Origin of the sequence: Acinetobacter sp. AOR34_HL, assembly GCF_027854795.1 — a bacterium.
Lineage (GTDB): Bacteria > Pseudomonadota > Gammaproteobacteria > Pseudomonadales > Moraxellaceae > Acinetobacter > Acinetobacter junii.
The window spans coordinates 1-17,012 of sequence record NZ_JAKTID010000034.1; the positions used below are offsets into that span (position 1 = coordinate 1).

Annotated in this window: 20 protein-coding genes and 1 pseudogene; 11 read left to right on the forward strand and 10 right to left on the reverse strand. The window is 35.6% G+C overall.

What is annotated here, in order from left to right:
• The 5 genes and pseudogenes from MKL32_RS05110 to MKL32_RS05130 all read left to right on the forward strand — a co-directional run.
• Positions 1-330 (forward strand): IS3 family transposase (locus tag MKL32_RS05110; protein WP_270900281.1); only part of this gene is annotated, 330 nt, incomplete at its 5' end.
• A 34-nt stretch (positions 331-364) separates the two neighbouring features.
• Positions 365-760 (forward strand): annotated as a pseudogene (locus MKL32_RS05115) (helix-turn-helix domain-containing protein); the annotation flags it as partial.
• A 118-nt stretch (positions 761-878) separates the two neighbouring features.
• Positions 879-2,024 (forward strand): cell division protein ZapE, encoded by a 1,146-nt coding sequence (gene zapE, locus MKL32_RS05120; RefSeq protein WP_039047976.1) that lies wholly within the window; start codon positions 879-881, stop codon positions 2,022-2,024.
• Positions 2,025-2,317: 293 nt separating this feature from the next.
• Entirely contained in the window at positions 2,318-4,480 is a 2,163-nt protein-coding gene (locus MKL32_RS05125; protein ID WP_125272333.1) for a malate synthase G, read from the forward strand.
• Positions 4,481-4,536: 56 nt separating this feature from the next.
• The gene (locus tag MKL32_RS05130) at positions 4,537-5,205 is read left to right on the forward strand and encodes an SOS response-associated peptidase family protein (protein ID WP_212388839.1); all 669 of its coding nucleotides are present in this window, start codon (positions 4,537-4,539) and stop codon (positions 5,203-5,205) included.
• Positions 5,206-5,259: 54 nt separating this feature from the next.
• On the opposite strand, the gene MKL32_RS05135 is transcribed toward MKL32_RS05130, so the two are convergent.
• On the reverse strand, positions 5,260-5,724 hold the full coding sequence (locus tag MKL32_RS05135) for a MarR family winged helix-turn-helix transcriptional regulator (protein ID WP_004911447.1): 465 nt from the start codon (positions 5,722-5,724) through the stop codon (positions 5,260-5,262).
• 654 nt (positions 5,725-6,378) lie between these two features.
• Positions 6,379-7,236, reverse strand: a complete 858-nt coding sequence (locus tag MKL32_RS05140; RefSeq protein WP_005402554.1) for an alpha/beta hydrolase family protein — start codon at positions 7,234-7,236, stop codon at positions 6,379-6,381.
• Positions 7,237-7,355: 119 nt separating this feature from the next.
• Between MKL32_RS05140 and MKL32_RS05145 the strand changes: the two genes are divergently transcribed.
• Positions 7,356-7,817: a hypothetical protein gene (locus tag MKL32_RS05145; RefSeq protein WP_004954119.1), complete on the forward strand. Its 462-nt coding sequence runs from the start codon at positions 7,356-7,358 to the stop codon at positions 7,815-7,817.
• Between the two features lie 32 nt (positions 7,818-7,849).
• Here MKL32_RS05145 and MKL32_RS05150 read toward each other — a convergent pair whose 3' ends face one another.
• Both MKL32_RS05150 and brnQ read right to left on the reverse strand, forming a co-directional pair.
• Complete coding sequence (locus MKL32_RS05150) at positions 7,850-8,089, reverse strand: hypothetical protein (RefSeq protein WP_004911434.1); 240 nt, start codon at positions 8,087-8,089, stop codon at positions 7,850-7,852.
• Between the two features lie 359 nt (positions 8,090-8,448).
• On the reverse strand, positions 8,449-9,750 hold the full coding sequence (gene brnQ, locus MKL32_RS05155; protein ID WP_005402557.1) for a branched-chain amino acid transport system II carrier protein: 1,302 nt from the start codon (positions 9,748-9,750) through the stop codon (positions 8,449-8,451).
• 344 nt (positions 9,751-10,094) lie between these two features.
• Between brnQ and map the strand changes: the two genes are divergently transcribed.
• The gene (map, locus tag MKL32_RS05160) at positions 10,095-10,889 is read left to right on the forward strand and encodes a type I methionyl aminopeptidase (RefSeq protein ID WP_004911430.1); all 795 of its coding nucleotides are present in this window, start codon (positions 10,095-10,097) and stop codon (positions 10,887-10,889) included.
• A gap of 25 nt (positions 10,890-10,914) precedes the next feature.
• Here map and MKL32_RS05165 read toward each other — a convergent pair whose 3' ends face one another.
• Positions 10,915-11,838 (reverse strand): LysR family transcriptional regulator, encoded by a 924-nt coding sequence (locus MKL32_RS05165; RefSeq protein ID WP_005402558.1) that lies wholly within the window; start codon positions 11,836-11,838, stop codon positions 10,915-10,917.
• A gap of 52 nt (positions 11,839-11,890) precedes the next feature.
• Positions 11,891-12,316 carry an HD domain-containing protein gene (locus tag MKL32_RS05170; protein ID WP_004911422.1) on the reverse strand — a complete coding sequence of 142 codons (426 nt, stop codon included), beginning with the start codon at positions 12,314-12,316 and terminating at the stop codon, positions 11,891-11,893.
• An 81-nt stretch (positions 12,317-12,397) separates the two neighbouring features.
• Between MKL32_RS05170 and MKL32_RS05175 the strand changes: the two genes are divergently transcribed.
• A complete protein-coding gene (locus MKL32_RS05175; RefSeq protein ID WP_004911419.1) occupies positions 12,398-12,721 on the forward strand; it encodes a hypothetical protein in 324 nt (107 codons plus the stop codon).
• A 34-nt stretch (positions 12,722-12,755) separates the two neighbouring features.
• On the opposite strand, the gene grxD is transcribed toward MKL32_RS05175, so the two are convergent.
• On the reverse strand, positions 12,756-13,097 hold the full coding sequence (gene grxD / locus MKL32_RS05180) for a Grx4 family monothiol glutaredoxin (RefSeq protein WP_004772459.1): 342 nt from the start codon (positions 13,095-13,097) through the stop codon (positions 12,756-12,758).
• 163 nt (positions 13,098-13,260) lie between these two features.
• Here grxD and MKL32_RS05185 point away from each other — a divergent pair, with 163 nt between their 5' ends.
• Positions 13,261-14,475 (forward strand): aspartate aminotransferase family protein, encoded by a 1,215-nt coding sequence (locus MKL32_RS05185; RefSeq protein ID WP_005402559.1) that lies wholly within the window; start codon positions 13,261-13,263, stop codon positions 14,473-14,475.
• Positions 14,476-14,528: 53 nt separating this feature from the next.
• On the opposite strand, the gene MKL32_RS05190 is transcribed toward MKL32_RS05185, so the two are convergent.
• From MKL32_RS05190 to MKL32_RS05200, 3 genes are all read right to left on the reverse strand, one after another.
• The gene (locus MKL32_RS05190) at positions 14,529-14,960 is read right to left on the reverse strand and encodes a CBS domain-containing protein (protein ID WP_004911413.1); all 432 of its coding nucleotides are present in this window, start codon (positions 14,958-14,960) and stop codon (positions 14,529-14,531) included.
• A gap of 133 nt (positions 14,961-15,093) precedes the next feature.
• Positions 15,094-15,474: a DUF2750 domain-containing protein gene (locus MKL32_RS05195; RefSeq protein ID WP_004911409.1), complete on the reverse strand. Its 381-nt coding sequence runs from the start codon at positions 15,472-15,474 to the stop codon at positions 15,094-15,096.
• A 257-nt stretch (positions 15,475-15,731) separates the two neighbouring features.
• Positions 15,732-15,965 (reverse strand): hypothetical protein, encoded by a 234-nt coding sequence (locus tag MKL32_RS05200; RefSeq protein WP_004911406.1) that lies wholly within the window; start codon positions 15,963-15,965, stop codon positions 15,732-15,734.
• A gap of 226 nt (positions 15,966-16,191) precedes the next feature.
• Here MKL32_RS05200 and MKL32_RS05205 point away from each other — a divergent pair, with 226 nt between their 5' ends.
• Together MKL32_RS05205 and MKL32_RS05210 are read left to right on the forward strand one after the other, a co-directional pair.
• On the forward strand, positions 16,192-16,551 hold the full coding sequence (locus MKL32_RS05205; protein WP_004954146.1) for a hypothetical protein: 360 nt from the start codon (positions 16,192-16,194) through the stop codon (positions 16,549-16,551).
• A gap of 106 nt (positions 16,552-16,657) precedes the next feature.
• Entirely contained in the window at positions 16,658-16,987 is a 330-nt protein-coding gene (locus MKL32_RS05210; protein ID WP_004962130.1) for a hypothetical protein, read from the forward strand.
• Positions 16,988-17,012 lie beyond the last annotated feature (25 nt).

Sequence of the window (17,012 nt, forward strand, 5' to 3'; positions counted from 1 at the left end):
ATGGCGGTATGGCGACGCAGACCCAATGAACCTGTGATCATACACTCAGACCAAGGCTCACAATACAGTAGCGGAGACTGGCAGAAATTCTGTCAAAAGCATAATTTAGTTCCGAGTATGAGTCGTCGTGGAAACTGTTGGGACAATGCTGTTGCTGAATCCTTTTTTAGTAGTTTAAAGAAGGAAAGAATTAAAAAGAGGATCTATAAAACACGAGAAATGGCCCGTGCGGATGTGTTTGATTATATCGAGATGTTTTACAATCGAATCAGGCGTCATTCGCATCTCGATGGGATGAGCCCAGAAGCATTTGAGACAGCTTCAAAATGAGGCGGTCTCATGTCTAGGATACTGGGAGCAGTCCACAGCAGATGTATTAACTTATCGAATTTATGAGGAAAAGTGCTTACAAGATATCGAGAAATTCGAAAAAAGCTCTGATGGTATTTTAACAATCGTAGAGTACGTAGAAGGGTATCTTGAAATGCAAAATGGGGTAATTCCCACGATGTCAGAAACAGCATGCGCACTCAATATTCCTGAACGAACATTAAGGCATCAACTGCAACAGCTACAAACCAGTTATAAAGAAATTAGAGAGCGATTAATTAAACAAAAAGCCATTAAATTTATCGAAAATAGTGCCTATTCGATCGAGCAGGTTGCAGAAATGTTGGGGTATTCAGAGCCAGCAGCCTTTAACCATGCATTTAAACGTTGGTTTGGACGAAGTCCTCGACAATATCATCGAAAAAACTAAATGCTTAAAAATGGTACATTATGATGTTTAAACTCTATGATAATTAAGCCTAAAATCTAATGTCTTTGAACTCAATGTTCGATATAATTTTCACCAATTAAAATTGCAATAACGCCTTATGTTAAATTCTAAACCAGACTCACATAGCACTGCATATACACCAACATCGCCTGCTGAGCGCTATGCTCAAGCTCTTGAGTCAGGGCAATTTATGCCTGATGAAGCTCAAGCGCAGGCAGTGCAAGAGTTAGATCGAGTATGGAAAGAGTTACTCACTCGCTATAAAGCTTCAAAAAAAGCATTTCGACGTTTCCGCAGACAAACATACCCAAAAGGTGTTTATATGTGGGGAGGTGTTGGTCGTGGTAAGACATGGTTGATGGATCAATTCTATGAATCTGTGCCTTTCCGCCGCAAGATACGTCTGCATTTTCATCACTTTATGCAGCACGTGCATAAAGAGTTAAATAAACTTTCTGGTCAGCGCAATCCTTTGGATATGGTTGCAGATCAGATTTATAAAGATGCTGTTGTAATTTGTTTTGATGAGTTTTTTGTATCGAATGTTACGGATGCCATGATCCTGAGTGATTTGTTTCAAAAACTATTTGAACGTGGTATCACACTGGTTGCAACTTCAAACATTGCACCCGAAGGCTTATATAAAAATGGTATCCATCGTGACCGTTTCATGCCAACGATTGAATGTGTACAAAAAAATTGCACAGTATTAAATGTTGATGCAGGAATTGATTACAGACTACGTGTATTGAAGCAAGCTCAATTGTTTAAATATCCATTGAGTGCTGATGCTCAAGTATGGATGTTAGAGCGTTTCAATGCATTAACTCAGACTCAAGTGAAGTCAAACTCACCGATTATGATTAATAATCGTGTAGTTGAAACACTCGGGCATACAGAAGATGTTTTATGGTGTGAATTCTCAGAATTATGTTTTAAACCGAGAAGCCCCGCTGATTTTATTGAAATCGCAAATATCTACAACACTGTGTTAGTTAGTAATGTTCCACATTTAACAGATTTCCTTTCGGAAGGAACTCGTCGCTTTATTTATTTGGTCGATGAATTCTATGACAGAGGCGTTAAATTATTGATTACTTCAGAAGATTCGATTATTGAGTTATATGAAGGATCTAAATTAGCATTTGAAATTGAACGTACACGTTCCAGATTGTTAGAAATGCAATCAGATGCATATCTGCACTCTGAACATCGCCAAATTGATATGGCTAAAACTTCATAACTTATAAAGGCATTCTTCGGAATGCTTTTTTTTATATTTTGATACTGAGAAAGCTTTATTCTTGGTTGATTTTTGTTATAACTAAATGTGTTTTTAAGACTGTGAGATCATTACATCCTCATAGAATAAGTAAAATTTTAATTTAAAGTTTTGATTTACTAAATCTCGTAGTTGTCAATACTTCTAATTGAGAAAATGCTTACTATTTAGGAATGTGATATTACTATTCAGGCTAGTATAAATCAGTATACTAGGATTCTTGTTATAAAAAGTTAGCACCATCAGGAAAGACAATGACTGTACGTATTCAAAAAGGCAAGCTAGCGATTGCTAAAGAACTTTACGATTTCATCGAAAATGAAGCTTTACCAGGTTCTGGTTTAGATAGTGAAACTTACTGGAAAAATTTCGAGCAAGTCGTTGTCGATCTTAGCCCTAAGAACAAAGCATTATTAGCGAAGCGTGAAGAGCTACAAGCTAAAATTGATGAATGGCACCGCAATAATAAATTTGAGTTAAATGCTTATAAGGCATTCTTAACTGAAATTGGTTATCTTGTTCCTGAAGTTGAAGACTTCAAAGTTACAACTGAAAATGTTGATGAAGAAATCGCATTATTAGCTGGTCCACAGCTTGTTGTACCTGTACGTAATGCACGTTATTGCTTAAATGCTGCAAATGCACGTTGGGGTTCATTATACGATGCACTTTATGGTACTGATGTAATTTCTGAAGAAAACGGCGCTGAAAAAGGCAAGGGTTATAACCCTGTTCGTGGCGACAAAGTTATTGCTTTTGCTAAAGATTTCTTAAATCAAACTTTCCCATTGGCACAAGGTTCACATGCTGATGCGACTAAATACGCAATCGAACATAACCGTTTAGTTGTTACGTTGAAAGATGGTTCTACTACTTCTTTAGCTCATGAGTCACAATTCGTTGGCTTTAATGGTGAAGCAGAAAACCCTACAGAGGTTGTTTTATTAAACAATGGCTTGCATGTAATTATCGATATCGATGCGAATAGCCCAATTGGTAAAACTGATGCAGCAGGCGTTAAAGATTTAACACTTGAAGCAGCAATTACAACTATTCAAGATTTGGAAGATTCTGTAGCAGCTGTAGATGCTGAAGAAAAAGTAGAAGGCTACCGTAACTGGTTAGGCTTAATGAAGGGTGATTTACAAGAATCAATCGAGAAGAACGGTAAAACAGTTACTCGTGCTCTTAATAAAGATCGTACTGTTAAAAACTTGATCGGTGGAACGACAACTTTACATGGTCGTTCATTGATGCTTCTTCGTAACGTTGGTCACTTGATGACAAACCCAGCCATCCTTGTTGAAGGTGAAGAAATTTTCGAAGGTATTATGGATGCTTTAGTAACTCCGTTACTAAGTATTGTAGATATCCGTGGTGAAAACGAAAACCATAACTCTCGTAAAGGTTCGATGTATATCGTTAAACCAAAAATGCATGGTCCAGAAGAAGTTGCATTTGCGGTTGAGTTGTTTGAACGCGCTGAACAAGCTCTTGGTTTGCCTGCTAAAACACTTAAAATCGGTATTATGGATGAAGAGCGTCGTACATCTGTAAACTTGAAAAACTGTATCGCAGCTGCAAAAGACCGTACAATTTTCATTAACACAGGTTTCATGGATCGTACTGGTGATGAAATCCATACTTCTATGGAAGCTGCACCAGTTGTTCGTAAAGAAGCTGTTAAAACTCAAAAATGGATTGCTGCTTACGAAAATCGAAACGTTGCGATTGGTTTAGAGTGCGGTTTACAAGGTAAAGCACAGATCGGTAAAGGTATGTGGCCAAAACCTGACAGCATGAAAGATATGTTGGCGACTAAGATTGCACATCCAAATGCGGGTGCATCATGTGCATGGGTTCCATCACCAACAGGTGCGGTACTTCACGCAATGCATTATCACCAAATCAATGTAAAAGCTCGTCAAGATGAATTAGCATCTCAAGATATGTTGACTTTAGATGATTTGTTAACACCTCCTTTTGCTACAGAAACTAACTGGACAGCAGAAGAACTAAACAACGAACTTGAAAATAACTGTCAAGGTATCTTGGGTTATGTTGTTCGTTGGGTTGATTTAGGTGTTGGATGTTCTAAAGTTCCAGATATCAACAACGTTGGTTTGATGGAAGACCGTGCAACATTACGTATTTCTTCTCAACATGTTGCAAACTGGTTACGTCACAGTATCGTAACGCGTGAACAAGTTGAAGAGGTATTGAAACGTATGGCTGTAATTGTAGATCAACAAAATGCGAATGATCCACTTTATACGCCAATGGCACCAAACTTTGATGGCATCGCTTTCCAAGCTGCTTCTGATTTAATTTTCAAAGGCGCTGAGCAACCATCTGGTTATACAGAGCCATTGTTACATGCTGCACGTTTAAAACTTAAAGGTTATACAGGTGATTAATTTCATCTAAAATAAAAGCCTCTTCGGAGGCTTTTATTATTTTGAAGATCATTTTTATGTGTGCTAACTTTAAACCCATCACACTGGAACGAGTAAAGCAACTTGAATTGCCGCTTGTATCTTTTGCCTATGAAGAAGAGGTTTATCCAAGTTATAAAACTCCATTATTGTTTAAATCTGAACAAGGTTTGGTGTGGAGGGAGGTTCTGTTTGGTTTAGTACCCAAATGGGCAGAAGATATTAATATTTCAAAACATACTTATAATGCACGTCACGAAACTATTTTTCAGAAACCAAGTTTTCAAGAATCTGCCTACAAATGTAAGTTTGGCGTAATCCCTGTAACTGAGTTTTATGAAAGCAAATATATAGATAACAAGCCACAACGCTGGGCTGTAAAGCGTAAAGATGGGCGGGCATTTTATATTGCTGCACTTTATGAGATTAGAAAATTAAATGACAAAATAATTCGTTCAGCTGCGATGTTAACCATGGATGCTATAGATCATCCGATGATGAAGGATTTCCATGAACCTGGTGATGTCAAAAGATCAGTTGTTATTATTCCTCATGAACAATTAGAAGAGTGGTTAACATTAAAACAGCCGTATCAATTAATTAATTTTATGAATGGTTTTCCTGTAGATGAATTTGAATGTTTACATGTACCAAAACCTAAAATTGAGAAAATCACACCCCAGCTCAATATGTTTGATTTATTTTAGATTCGAAAATAAAAAAGCTTCCTTTATAGGAAGCTTTTTTTAAATTTGATTAAATCAACGTGATAAATTCTTAAACATATGTTTTAAGATTTCCATTGTTTTTTCTATTTGCAATGGAGTTAAACCATCGAAAGATTGTTCTAAAATGACTGAAGTCAGGTCATTAATTTTAACAATCATTTCTTTACCTTTGTCTGTCAGAAAAACTCGCGTAATACGACCATCTTCTTTGCAAGAGTAAGTTTCGATATAGCCTTCATCTTTCAGGCGATAAACGATTTTAGTGGTCGTAGACATCTTTGAAATGACCATATCTGATAGTTCTGATACGCTGGCATGAGGTTTTACATTCAATGCAAGTAAAATACGACGGCGAGAATTGTCTAAACCATACTTTTTAAGTACGTTGTCGATGTTTTGAACGTACTGAGCATTTACTTGAGAAATCCAGTAATATGGAAAGTCTTCTAAGTTAAATGATTCGGCTGTAGGTAAAAAACGCGCATATTTTTTAGGCATTTACTTATTTCCTATGCTTGTTACTGTGAATTGGTTAACCAACTCTTGAATTCCATGAAGTGTCTTCACGACTTGCTGAAAAATCCAAGATTGATTGAATTTTCCACCATTTCATTTATAACAAATCTTCCTTAAAGAAGCTCTACAGCTATCTTTATTTTGAATAAAAAATCATCGAAAAAACATATAAAAATGTTATTTATGATGGTTTTATCTATTCTACACACTCTTTCAGATAGACAGTTTTTCTATAAATCAGTCTATCTCAAGAACATTGCTATTGTAGAAAATAAATACAATATTTGACGTGACTTTAAAGGCAAAAACTTATGTCTCAAATGTCATAAAATATAGAAATCAATATATTTATATAATAAATACTATCAAATACAGATAATTGGGTTAAACATATGGTTAAAAAATAACTAGAATAAATAATCTAAAAAGATGAATTAATACATTCTTTATCACATTTTTATGCTGTTTTTTGATCAATAAAATATACAGATGTAGAAAATTTAATAAATTTGGCGGTCAATTTAGTTTGATTAATTAATTTTGGAATGATGAAAGGTGGAATTTGATGTTATTAAAAAGACGCATCTAAACAGGATTACATATTTAAATGCGTAAAGTGAAGAGGGTACTTATTTATTAGAAGTTGATTTCTTTTTCAATGATTGACCATAGTTGTTTATGGCTCTTTTTAAACATCGACATATGCCCGATCTCATTAAAACCATGTTTCTTTGGATCAAGTTGAACTAGTTTGGTTTCAGCGTTTGGATACAGTCGTAATAAATCTTTGACATTCGCTTCTGTGGCGATTTCATCGTCTGTAGCCCAAAACGAAACGATAGGACACTTAATCTGCTGATGATAGTCATTAAAAATAGTTTTACCAATCGTATTCATTACATAACCAGGTTTACTACAAAACTCAGCCCATTGTCTTGCAACATTTTTCGGTAGGTTTTCACCCATGCCGATGAATTGTGTCGCACCGTATCCTTTAAATAAACTTGAAACAGGGAAAATAATGTTGAACATAACAGGAGCTAATAACTTAGTTTTTCCCTTTAGACCTTTGATGTGACCTGTAGAACCCGCAATAGCTAATACCTTGGCAACTTTTTCATAAGAAGGGTTGATACCAAGCAACTGCCCGCCAGCACTATGACCAATAATAATCACCTGTTGTGCGTGGGTTTTGTTGATTAGTAAGTCAATTGCAGCTGGTATATCCAATAAACCCCAATCATCAATACTTGCTGTAGAATCTTTTAATTTGCCATGTAATGACTCACCAATTCCTCTGAAATCAAAGGTGAGAACTTGATAACCTTGTTGATTCAGCCATTGTGCAAATGAATTGTAAAAGTTCTGAGTAATGCCAGTTGCTGAACAAACCAGAATTGGAAACTGTTTTGTATTATTTTCAGAAGCGTAGTATCGAGCTGAAAGTTGATAACCATCTTTACAGCTGATCCAAAAAGATTTATAGGTATTCATAACGGAGAACTCAATACTATCTCTAATTACTTTACACAAGTTCCAAAAAGAAACTTATATAAAAAATGACTAAAAAGTCAAATAAAGGTAGAATCAAGATTATTAATTAAACAAATCAAATGGATATAGTTGTGGAATTTAACCAAGCAATGGAATTAGCAATAATTTTTAGTGGAATTTTTCTTTGGGTAGGAATGTTAACAGGCGTTTGGAAATATTATCAAATTCGAAGATCTCAACAATCAAGAGCTCATTATTATGTAGATATTGCGCATCGTAGTAGTTTGTTATATGCGAGTGCCAGTTTAATTTTGGCATGTTTAAGTTATTTCAGTATGTTAAGTGAAACTACAAAATTATTTTGCGTTGTTGCGAATCTGTTCTTTTTCTCGATGTCGATCCTAACTTACATAATCCATGGTTTTTTAAAAGACACAACCAACCAATTTAAACAACCTCATCAATTGGGACATTGGACACTACCAAGTTGGTGTATGAGTTTTATAATGTTTAGTTTGATAGTGGTTGAGCTGGGTGCAACAGCTATATTGCTTTACGGAACAATAATTTATTTCCAATAAAAAATGGATGATGACTCATCCATTTTAGTAAATTAATTTTTTTGACGCTCAGCACTCATCTGTCGAAACTTTCGGTCCACAATACCCCACGTACAAAAGGCTAGTGAAACGATCAGTGCATAGGCGAAATATTCAGGTTTCAAATTACCTTTAATTGTGCCTTGTAATAACAACGTAGCCATAAGTGCGAGTGTTGTGATTGCATATACGATCGAATCGTTTGCCTTCAGAGTGTTAATGAAGACTTGCTTGTTGAAATGTAATGATAACATCTCCATCCCTCCTTGAGTCGTGATGACAGAAACCTAATCGTTTTTGTCAGAATTGAATTTAGAGTTTTACTGCTTATTTTTAGGGATTTCAATAGGTAAAAAGACTATTTTGAAAATAAATTTTAGAATGTATTGATTTATATATGAAAATATTATTTTATTTGGTGATTGTTGCTATTTTTAATTATGATATTGTTGGTTTTTTTACATTTAGAAATAGAAAATAATAAAACCATAAATCATTAATTTAACAGTTAAAAAGATTTGTCGTAAACAAAAAATGAACGTTGGATAAAAGAACATTTTCTGTATAGCTAAAATCATGTCTGGGTAAAACATCATTTTAACGACAAATCATTTTAAATTTTTTCTTTACGCATTCGATCAATAGCAGTAGTTACCACCAGTACGATAAGAGATGGAAGTAGCCATGCTAAATTTTGTTCATTCAAAGGTAGATGTTGAATGAAAACTGGTAAATATTCGTTGAATCCCGCAGCTTTTACCGCTTCGATAATTCCGAAAATGAAAGCAACCGTAGTAACTGATCCAACAACCAATGATGGTTTATTCCAGAATTTCCAGAAAAAACTCAACATAATGACCACGATAGCTGGTGGGTAGATAGCACTAAGCACTGGTACTGAAAATGCAATAAGTTTAGTCAAGCCTAGATTCGAAATGACCAATGAAAAACCGATCAAGATAAAAACAAGAAATTTATATGGTAGACCAGTCAATTCAGTAAAGTATTCAGCACAAGCACAGGTTAGCCCAATAGCAGTCACCATACATGCTAAAAAAATTAATCCAGTCAGGAAGATAGAACCTAAGTCGCCAAATGCGTGTTGAACATATGCATGCAAAATAATAGCACCATTGTCAGCATTTGCAGCAACTTCATGACTACCCAAACCAAGTTTGAATAGGCTGATATATACGAGTGTAAGTCCAACACCTGCAATTAAACTTGCAATTATTGCATATTTAGTTATCAGTTTTGAGTCTGTCACACCACGTGATTGTATTGCTTGAATAATTACGATACCAAAGACCAATGCACCAAGCGTGTCCATGGTGAGATAACCATTAATAAAGCCTTCAGATACTGGACTACTCACATAGTTGTTGATCGGCGGTGAGATATAACCAGTCGGAATAACAATTGCTGCAATACCTAAAATTGCAAGTGCAATAATTTTTAAAGGCGCAAGAACATGCCCTACAGTGTCTAACAGCTTATTTGGGTAGAGTGATACAGCAGTCACTAGAGCAAAATAAATCACACTATATATAAATAAACTACTACTCGAAGTTCCAAAATAAGGAGCAAAACCAATTTCATATGAAACTGTCGCAGTCCGTGGAGTAGCGAATAATGGACCAACAGAGAGATAACAAACAATTGTTAATAAAAGGCTAGCAAATCGACCTAAAGGAGAACTAATAATCTCGATTGAGCCTTGCATTCGCGATAAAGCCATAATGGTAAGCACTGGTAAACCAACTGCAGTGATTAAAAAACCAAAAGCAGCAAGCCAAACATGTTCACCTGCTTGTTGTGCGACAATAGGTGGGAAAATAATATTACCTGCACCAATAAACAGTGCGAAGGTCATAAAACCTAAGGCAATAATATCTCCTGTACGAAGATGATTCATAAAATGGGAGGTTTAAAATAAAAGTGCGAATTCTAGACCAAAAATGTTCTCTTTTGAAACTAATTTTATGTGAAAATTGATTGATTTTTGACTAAAAAGAAAGCTTGTAAATCATATAATTAGGATTGGTAAACATAATTGTTTGAAATGATTTTAAAAGTGAAAAAATGGATTAAACATGATGATATTATGATAAAAATCTAAATTAAATGTACAATTAATTGGTGTTTGTCCATAAAAGGATTGAACATTTGAAAGCTAAGGCGTAAAACTATAGAAATGATGAATGCAACGCCTATGCATTATTTTTTGATTTTATTATTTTTTAATAAGGAATATCTCGAATGAGAGCTTCTACTGTGACCATCAAAACGGAACAAGATATTGAGAAGTTAAGAATCTCAGGACGTTTAGCGGCACAAGTTTTAGAAATGATAGGCGAGTTTATTAAGCCTGGCGTAAGTACAGAATACCTAGATGATATCTGTAATGATTACATTGTAAATACGCTGCAAGTGATACCTGCCAATGTTGGCTACCATGGTTTTACAAAGACTACGTGTATCTCCGTCAATGAAGAGGTTTGTCATGCAATTCCTTCTGCAAAGAAGATTTTAAAAGAAGGTGATATTTTAAATATTGATGTAGCTGTCATCAAAGATGGTTACTTTGGTGATACCAGTAGAATGTACTTTGTGGGTGAACCTACTCCTGAAGCAAAAAAATTAGTAGAAACAACCTACGAAGCGATGCTTGCTGGTATTCATACTGTAAGACCCGGTGCGACTTTAGGTGATATTGGTCATGCAATTCAATCTGTAGCACAGCGTGAAGGCTATAGTATTGTCCGAGAGTATTGTGGTCATGGAATTGGGCGCGTATATCATGAACAGCCAAACATTTTGCACTACGGGCAAAAAGGTCAGGGTATGGTGCTGAAGAAAGGCATGGTATTTACGATTGAACCCATGGTTAATGCTGGGAAACCATTTGTTAAAGAGTTGAGTGATGGTTGGACGGTTGTTACTCAGGATAAATCTTGGTCAGCGCAATGGGAACACATGGTTGCTGTGACTGATGATGGTTTTGAGTTATTGACGCCATGGCCAAATGGAACTGGACATTATCCTTCAATTTAAAGGGTTTCGAATCATCAAGGCTTGATTAAAAATCAGGCCTTTTTCTTGTAGAGCACATCGTTAGTTGTTCAACCAGATAATCAATAAATACACGTACGGCAGGTAGCAAACCTCTTCTCGATGGATATACAGCGTGAAAAATACCATGAGGTGCAGTCCACTCTGGTAATACTTTTACTAATTGTCCTGATTTTACAAAATCTTGAGCAATACTATCTGGTAATAAAGCGATACCGCAATTTTGGCTTGCAAGTTGTGCCAACATTAAAAGATTGGAAGCCATAATCACTGGGTTAACTTTAATTTTTTGTTGTTGATTATTTGGGCCACTTAATAAGAATTGTTGATCGAGATGATCTTCTGACATACTAATAATACGGTGTTTGCTCAGTTCTTCAGGTGTATTTAGGTGTCCAAATTCATTAAGATATGCTTGACTGGCAAAAAGACGTTGTTCTATTGCTTCAAACTCTCTCAATACGAGATTGGGGTCATCATCTAATTTAGAACGAACCCTTAAAGCTAGATCAATACCTTCATTAATAACATCAACACGACGGTTACTGACCATCATTTGCACGCGTACTTCGGGATATTTCTTCAAAAAAGCGGGTAGTATTTTGGCCATTTGGTTTTGGGCGATGTCGACAGGAACGCTCACTTTGATCACGCCACGAGGTTCGCTACTTAAGTGATTAACCACATCATGTGCTGCTTGCGCGGCATTCATCATGACTTGTGCGTGTCTATAGACATCCATACCGATATCAGTGACAGCAAAATGTCGTGAACTACGTTGAATGAGGCGAACGCCTAATTGTTCTTCTAAATTATAGACCCTACGGCTAAGCTTAGATTTTGGGATTTCAGTTGCACGTTCGGCTGCGCTAAAACCACCATATTCTACAACCAGTGCAAAGCAGTAAAAATCATCTAAATCCGTTAGCATTCTGCCATAAACTCCAGCTTTTATAAGTTCTAGGTTAGTATAAACCGATTGATTAAATACTTTGTGTCAAAATATCGCGAACCAGTTGATATTCTTTAATTCGTTCAAAATCTTTATCTGTAGGTGAATGAATCCTCGATAAGTCCATATTGTCATTGATATCTGCAATTTTCACAACACGTGCTATAGGGTTTTGAAGGGTGCGTTTTGCAGCCTCAGTTCGAGATTCACCCTTTAGTTTAGTCAATGCTAGAATTGCTTCAACAATATCGTTATCACATCCTAATTCATATAGTTCATCTACAGTAGTATTAGTATCTTCGAGAACATCATGTAACACGGCTACAATTTTTTGCTGAATCGTTGAGACGTTCATCATGACGCGTAAAGGATGTAATATATAAGGGGCATTCGCCTTATCGACTTGTCCCATATGCTTTGTAGCGGCAAAAGCGATAGCTTGTTCTATAGAGACCATGTGCTAAATACTCCTGAGCTGAGAATAGCTTTGATTAGGATATTCTTTTAAACTGTTTTTAATTTCTTAAGCTTTATCATCATGTCTTATCAACTTATTAATATTGCCGATTCAACTCAAAATATTGTCTGCCCATATTGTCAACAAGCTGTACTAGATTGGGAACAAGAGCAATATATCCAACCATGTGATCATACGTTATTTATCGCTATGGACTTGGGATTTGAATATATAGCAGATCGTTTTGAAGAAACTTTGTCACAATCTGTTGATGAAATTCATGAAGATGCCAATATGAATATCTTTTCTAGTATTTCAAAGTCAACATATGAAGATGTAATTATTTTAAAATCAGATTTGGGCGTCGAAGGGATGTTTCGTTATATCGGTTTAAGTTGTAAGTAATAAAAAAGCCAATCAAGAGATTGGCTTTTTAAACTTATGCTTCAGGTGCTGGGCTATATTGCTCAACTAATGGTTTTAATTCACCATTTTGGAACATCTCAAGCATGATATCGCTACCACCAATAAGCTCACCATTTACCCATAACTGTGGGAAAGTAGGCCAGTTTGCAATTTGAGGTAATGTTGCACGAATATCTTGGTTTTCTAAGATATTTACATAGGCAAATGGACGACCAATTTGACTAAGTGCTTCAACTGCACGAGCTGAAAAACCACATTGCGGGAATTGTGGAGTGCCTTTCATGTAAAGTAAAACAGGGTGTTTCGCAATTTGATCACGAATTAACGCTACTGTATCACGCGCTTGTTCCGTCATAGATAGATCCTCAACTAATCTTCCCAAATTATATACCGAAAAATTAGCTGCGGGCTATTGCTAAAGATTTTTCTTGTATAAATGTGAGTTTAAGCTTTCAATCTACACAGGTTTTTGCTTATATAACCTTTTTCAACACAACTAACGATAGATTGAGTTTGTTATGACTAATATCACTCTTGCTCCTGTGCAACCTGATCAACCTTCACATCTTATGGCTACTTATGGTCGCCAAGCGATCAGTTTTGTTCGAGGACGAGGGGCGTATCTGTACACAGCAGATGGTACTGAATATTTAGATGCTTTGACAGGTATTGCTGTATGTGGTTTAGGTCATGCTCATCCTGTGATTGCAGAAGCAATTGCAGAGCAAGCTGCAACATTAGTACACACCAGTAACTTATTTGAAATTCCTTGGCAGACAGCTGCTGCGCAGAAACTTGCTGAAGTTTCAGGAATGGAAGAAATCTTTTTTTCAAATAGCGGTGCTGAGTCAAATGAAGGTGCAATTAAAATTGCTCGTAAATTTGGTGCGCAGCAAGGTGTGAGTAATCCTAAAATTATCGTTGCTGAACAATCTTTTCATGGTCGTACTTTGGCAACCTTGTCTGCAACAGGGAATAAAAAAGTTCAGGAAGGTTTTGCGCCATTAGTTGAAGGGTTTATTCGAGTTCCATTTGGTGATGTTGAGGCAATCCAAGAAGCTGCGATCAATCATCCAGACATTGTTGCTATCTTGATTGAGCCAATTCAAGGTGAAGGTGGTGTCAATACCGCTCCACAAGGCTTCAGCTATTTAGAAGAAGTTCGCGCACTTTGTAATCAGCACAATTGGTTGATGATGCTTGATGAAATCCAAACTGGTAATGGTCGTACAGGTAAATATTTTGCATACCAACACACCAATATAGTTCCTGATGTGATGACAACTGCAAAAGGTTTAGGAAATGGTTTTCCTGTTGGTGCGGTTATGACTCAAGGTAAAGCAGTTGGACTATTGGGTGCTGGTAGTCATGGTTCTACTTATGGTGGAACTGTTTTAGGTTCACGTGTTGTTTACACAGTGATTGACACACTTCAAAATGAAAATGCAGTAGAAAATGCGGCTAAAGTGGGTGCATACATAGTTGAACAGCTCAAAGTGCATTTAAATGATTTGAATGTTCAAGTTCGTGGTTTTGGTATGATGATTGGTATTCAATTACCTAAAGATTGTGCTGAAATTGTTGCAATCGCTCGCGATGAATACAAATTAATTGTTAACGTAACCGCAGGTTCAGTGGTTCGTTTACTTCCTCCATTAAACATGACACAAGAACAAGCAGACGATCTTCTTAAGCGTCTTGTACCAGCCATTCAGAATTTCTTGAAAGATTGATTTTTGTAAATAAAAAAAGGGCAATTAAATTGCCCTTTTTTTATATTAATCAATTAGCCAGAAATATACTGTTGTAACTGTTCAATTAAAACGCGCTGATCTTCCATAGCAGCTTTGACTAAATCACCAATTGAAATAAAACCAACTAATTTTTCATTCTCTAGGACAGGTAAATGGCGTAAATGACGATCTGTCATTAAGTTTAAGCATTCTTCAACTGTATTGTTTAAGCTTACAGAAATCACTTTTGAAGTCATAATGTCAGAAACAAGCGTATTATTTGAAGAGCGCTCCATCAAGGCGATTTTACGTGTATAGTCACGCTCAGAGAAAATTCCAACCACTTTTTCATCTTCTGCAACGACTAAAGCACCAACACCTTTATCTGCCATGATTTTAATTGCTTCAAGTACAGTCGCATTTGGTGAAATCGTAAAAATAGATTGTACAGCTTTATTCTTGATGACTTGAGCAACGATTGTCATTATTTATCCACCTGTGTTGTATTGTCATTTTCATTTAACTTAACGGTATTTTTTTTAAATGCAAAGCCCTAATTTATCTTCGATGACGACTTTTTAATGTAAGTGCTTAAAAAGTCGTCATTGATTAGACGCTTTATACTGCTGGCATTACAGTGTCTTTTGGCATAAAGAAAAAGTGCTGCATTTGTTGAGTAGAAAGTTTGAATTTTCTGTGCGAAGAATTAAATAAAGCAGGTTCAACTTGTAATCGGGTCAAAGTAGGCAGCAACGATTCGTGAAAGTCTTTAGGTGTGATTTTACGTGGTTGGTAATGTTTCCAATGTGATTTTGCATAACGGTGTGCTTGGACGCCATTTAGCCAAAAAGGGAATACGTGACCATCTTGATCAGATTTGATTGCCCAACCTTGATGATAAAGACCCCAAAGTACACCACAATACATCATTGTTTTTAGGATTGAAATTTTAATCATCAACTCACGAGAAACAGGTTGAAAATGGTTAAACCGATACATATTCTTAAACTTATATAGTTATAAACTCATGTTTTATTATAAGAAATATACTTTGCATTTATGTTTAATCAATTCATCAAAATCGTAAGCAAATATTCTAATTATTTCAATAAAGCGTAATCTGCATCACATTTATTGAAAAATGTAAGCTCTAATTAAATTTTAGATGCTAAAGAAATTACATTTTTTAACTCAGATAAAGATAACTTTTTATCTTTGTTGCAGGCATAAAAAAACGCCACCTAGGTGACGTCTTTTTATGCTTGTAAGGTTGCCATCTTTTGCCAGTATTGAGCTTTAAGTGAATCACGCTCTACTCGGAAACCTTGATAATACAATTCTGCTAGAAACAATGCTGCTTTACCATGTCCTGCTTTTGCTACTTCTTCAAGTTCTTTCACTGCATCTTGAAAGTTTTTTTGCGATTGAATGGTATTAACCGCATTTGCATACACATGCTCTAGTTCGTGTTGTGTGAAATGTTGAATCATATATAACTCCTTATTTTAATTATGATTACCGCAAATTCTATCCAAAGACACTTTACTTTGAATATAAGCTAATTTAACTTTGAATTGTTAAATTATTATGACAAAAATAATGGAATTGTCAAATATATCGAGTGTCTTTCTATAAATAAAAGCTTACACGATTAAACATTTCTAGCAAATAATTTTAAGTAAAATCAAAGTGAAAATAATAGAAAAGGAGAATAACATGTCAAACGTAATCGATGGTTTAACCTTTGATGTTCCACCATCTGAAAATCAAATTATTGAATTGGCACATCATCATCGAAAATTACTTGATGAGGCTATTTTCCATCAAGAAATTCATTTGGGTGATTATTGTTTAGCTCAGCGTAAAAGGGTTTATGATTTTGCGAGTACGCTTAGCCCAGAGCAAAAAGATCGTTTTTATGAAATTTATAACGGAGAGCTGCGCCGTATAGCAGATGATGATGATTTACATCCAGCAGATGCAGAAAGTGGTGTGGGAATGTTTGCTGTATTTGTTAGTTTAGTGATTATTGCATTTATCCTTTACTTCGCCTTTGTACGTACATTAGTGAGTTGACCTATAACCATCACGTTCAATAAACGATATTTTGGCGGCTTATTGAACGTGAGTCTTGTACTGAGTTACGTAGGCACATACACTACTTCTAATATTGAGGTTAGTCATGCTGTCTAAACATTTAAAACATAAAATCTTAGAGCTAAAATTAGGGCATAAATTAGATCAGTTTAATGTCTATTTAGTGATATTTATTCTAATAGCCATTTTTATTCTTGCATTTAATGCTCTACTACGACCAGTGAATCAGGATCAATATCTGAAGGTTATGCAATTGGCTGAACAAGCTAGTCATCCCAAAACGCAGGCTATGGCTTTGAATGTTTTACAAGCTCAAAAAATTCGTCGGGTCGAATATTTAAAACTATTAAATGCGTTTCAATTTGAATCTACACGTATCCAAGAATATCCTGCACTTTCGCTCGATGATGAATGAGTTTTAATCAAAGTAATTTATTTAT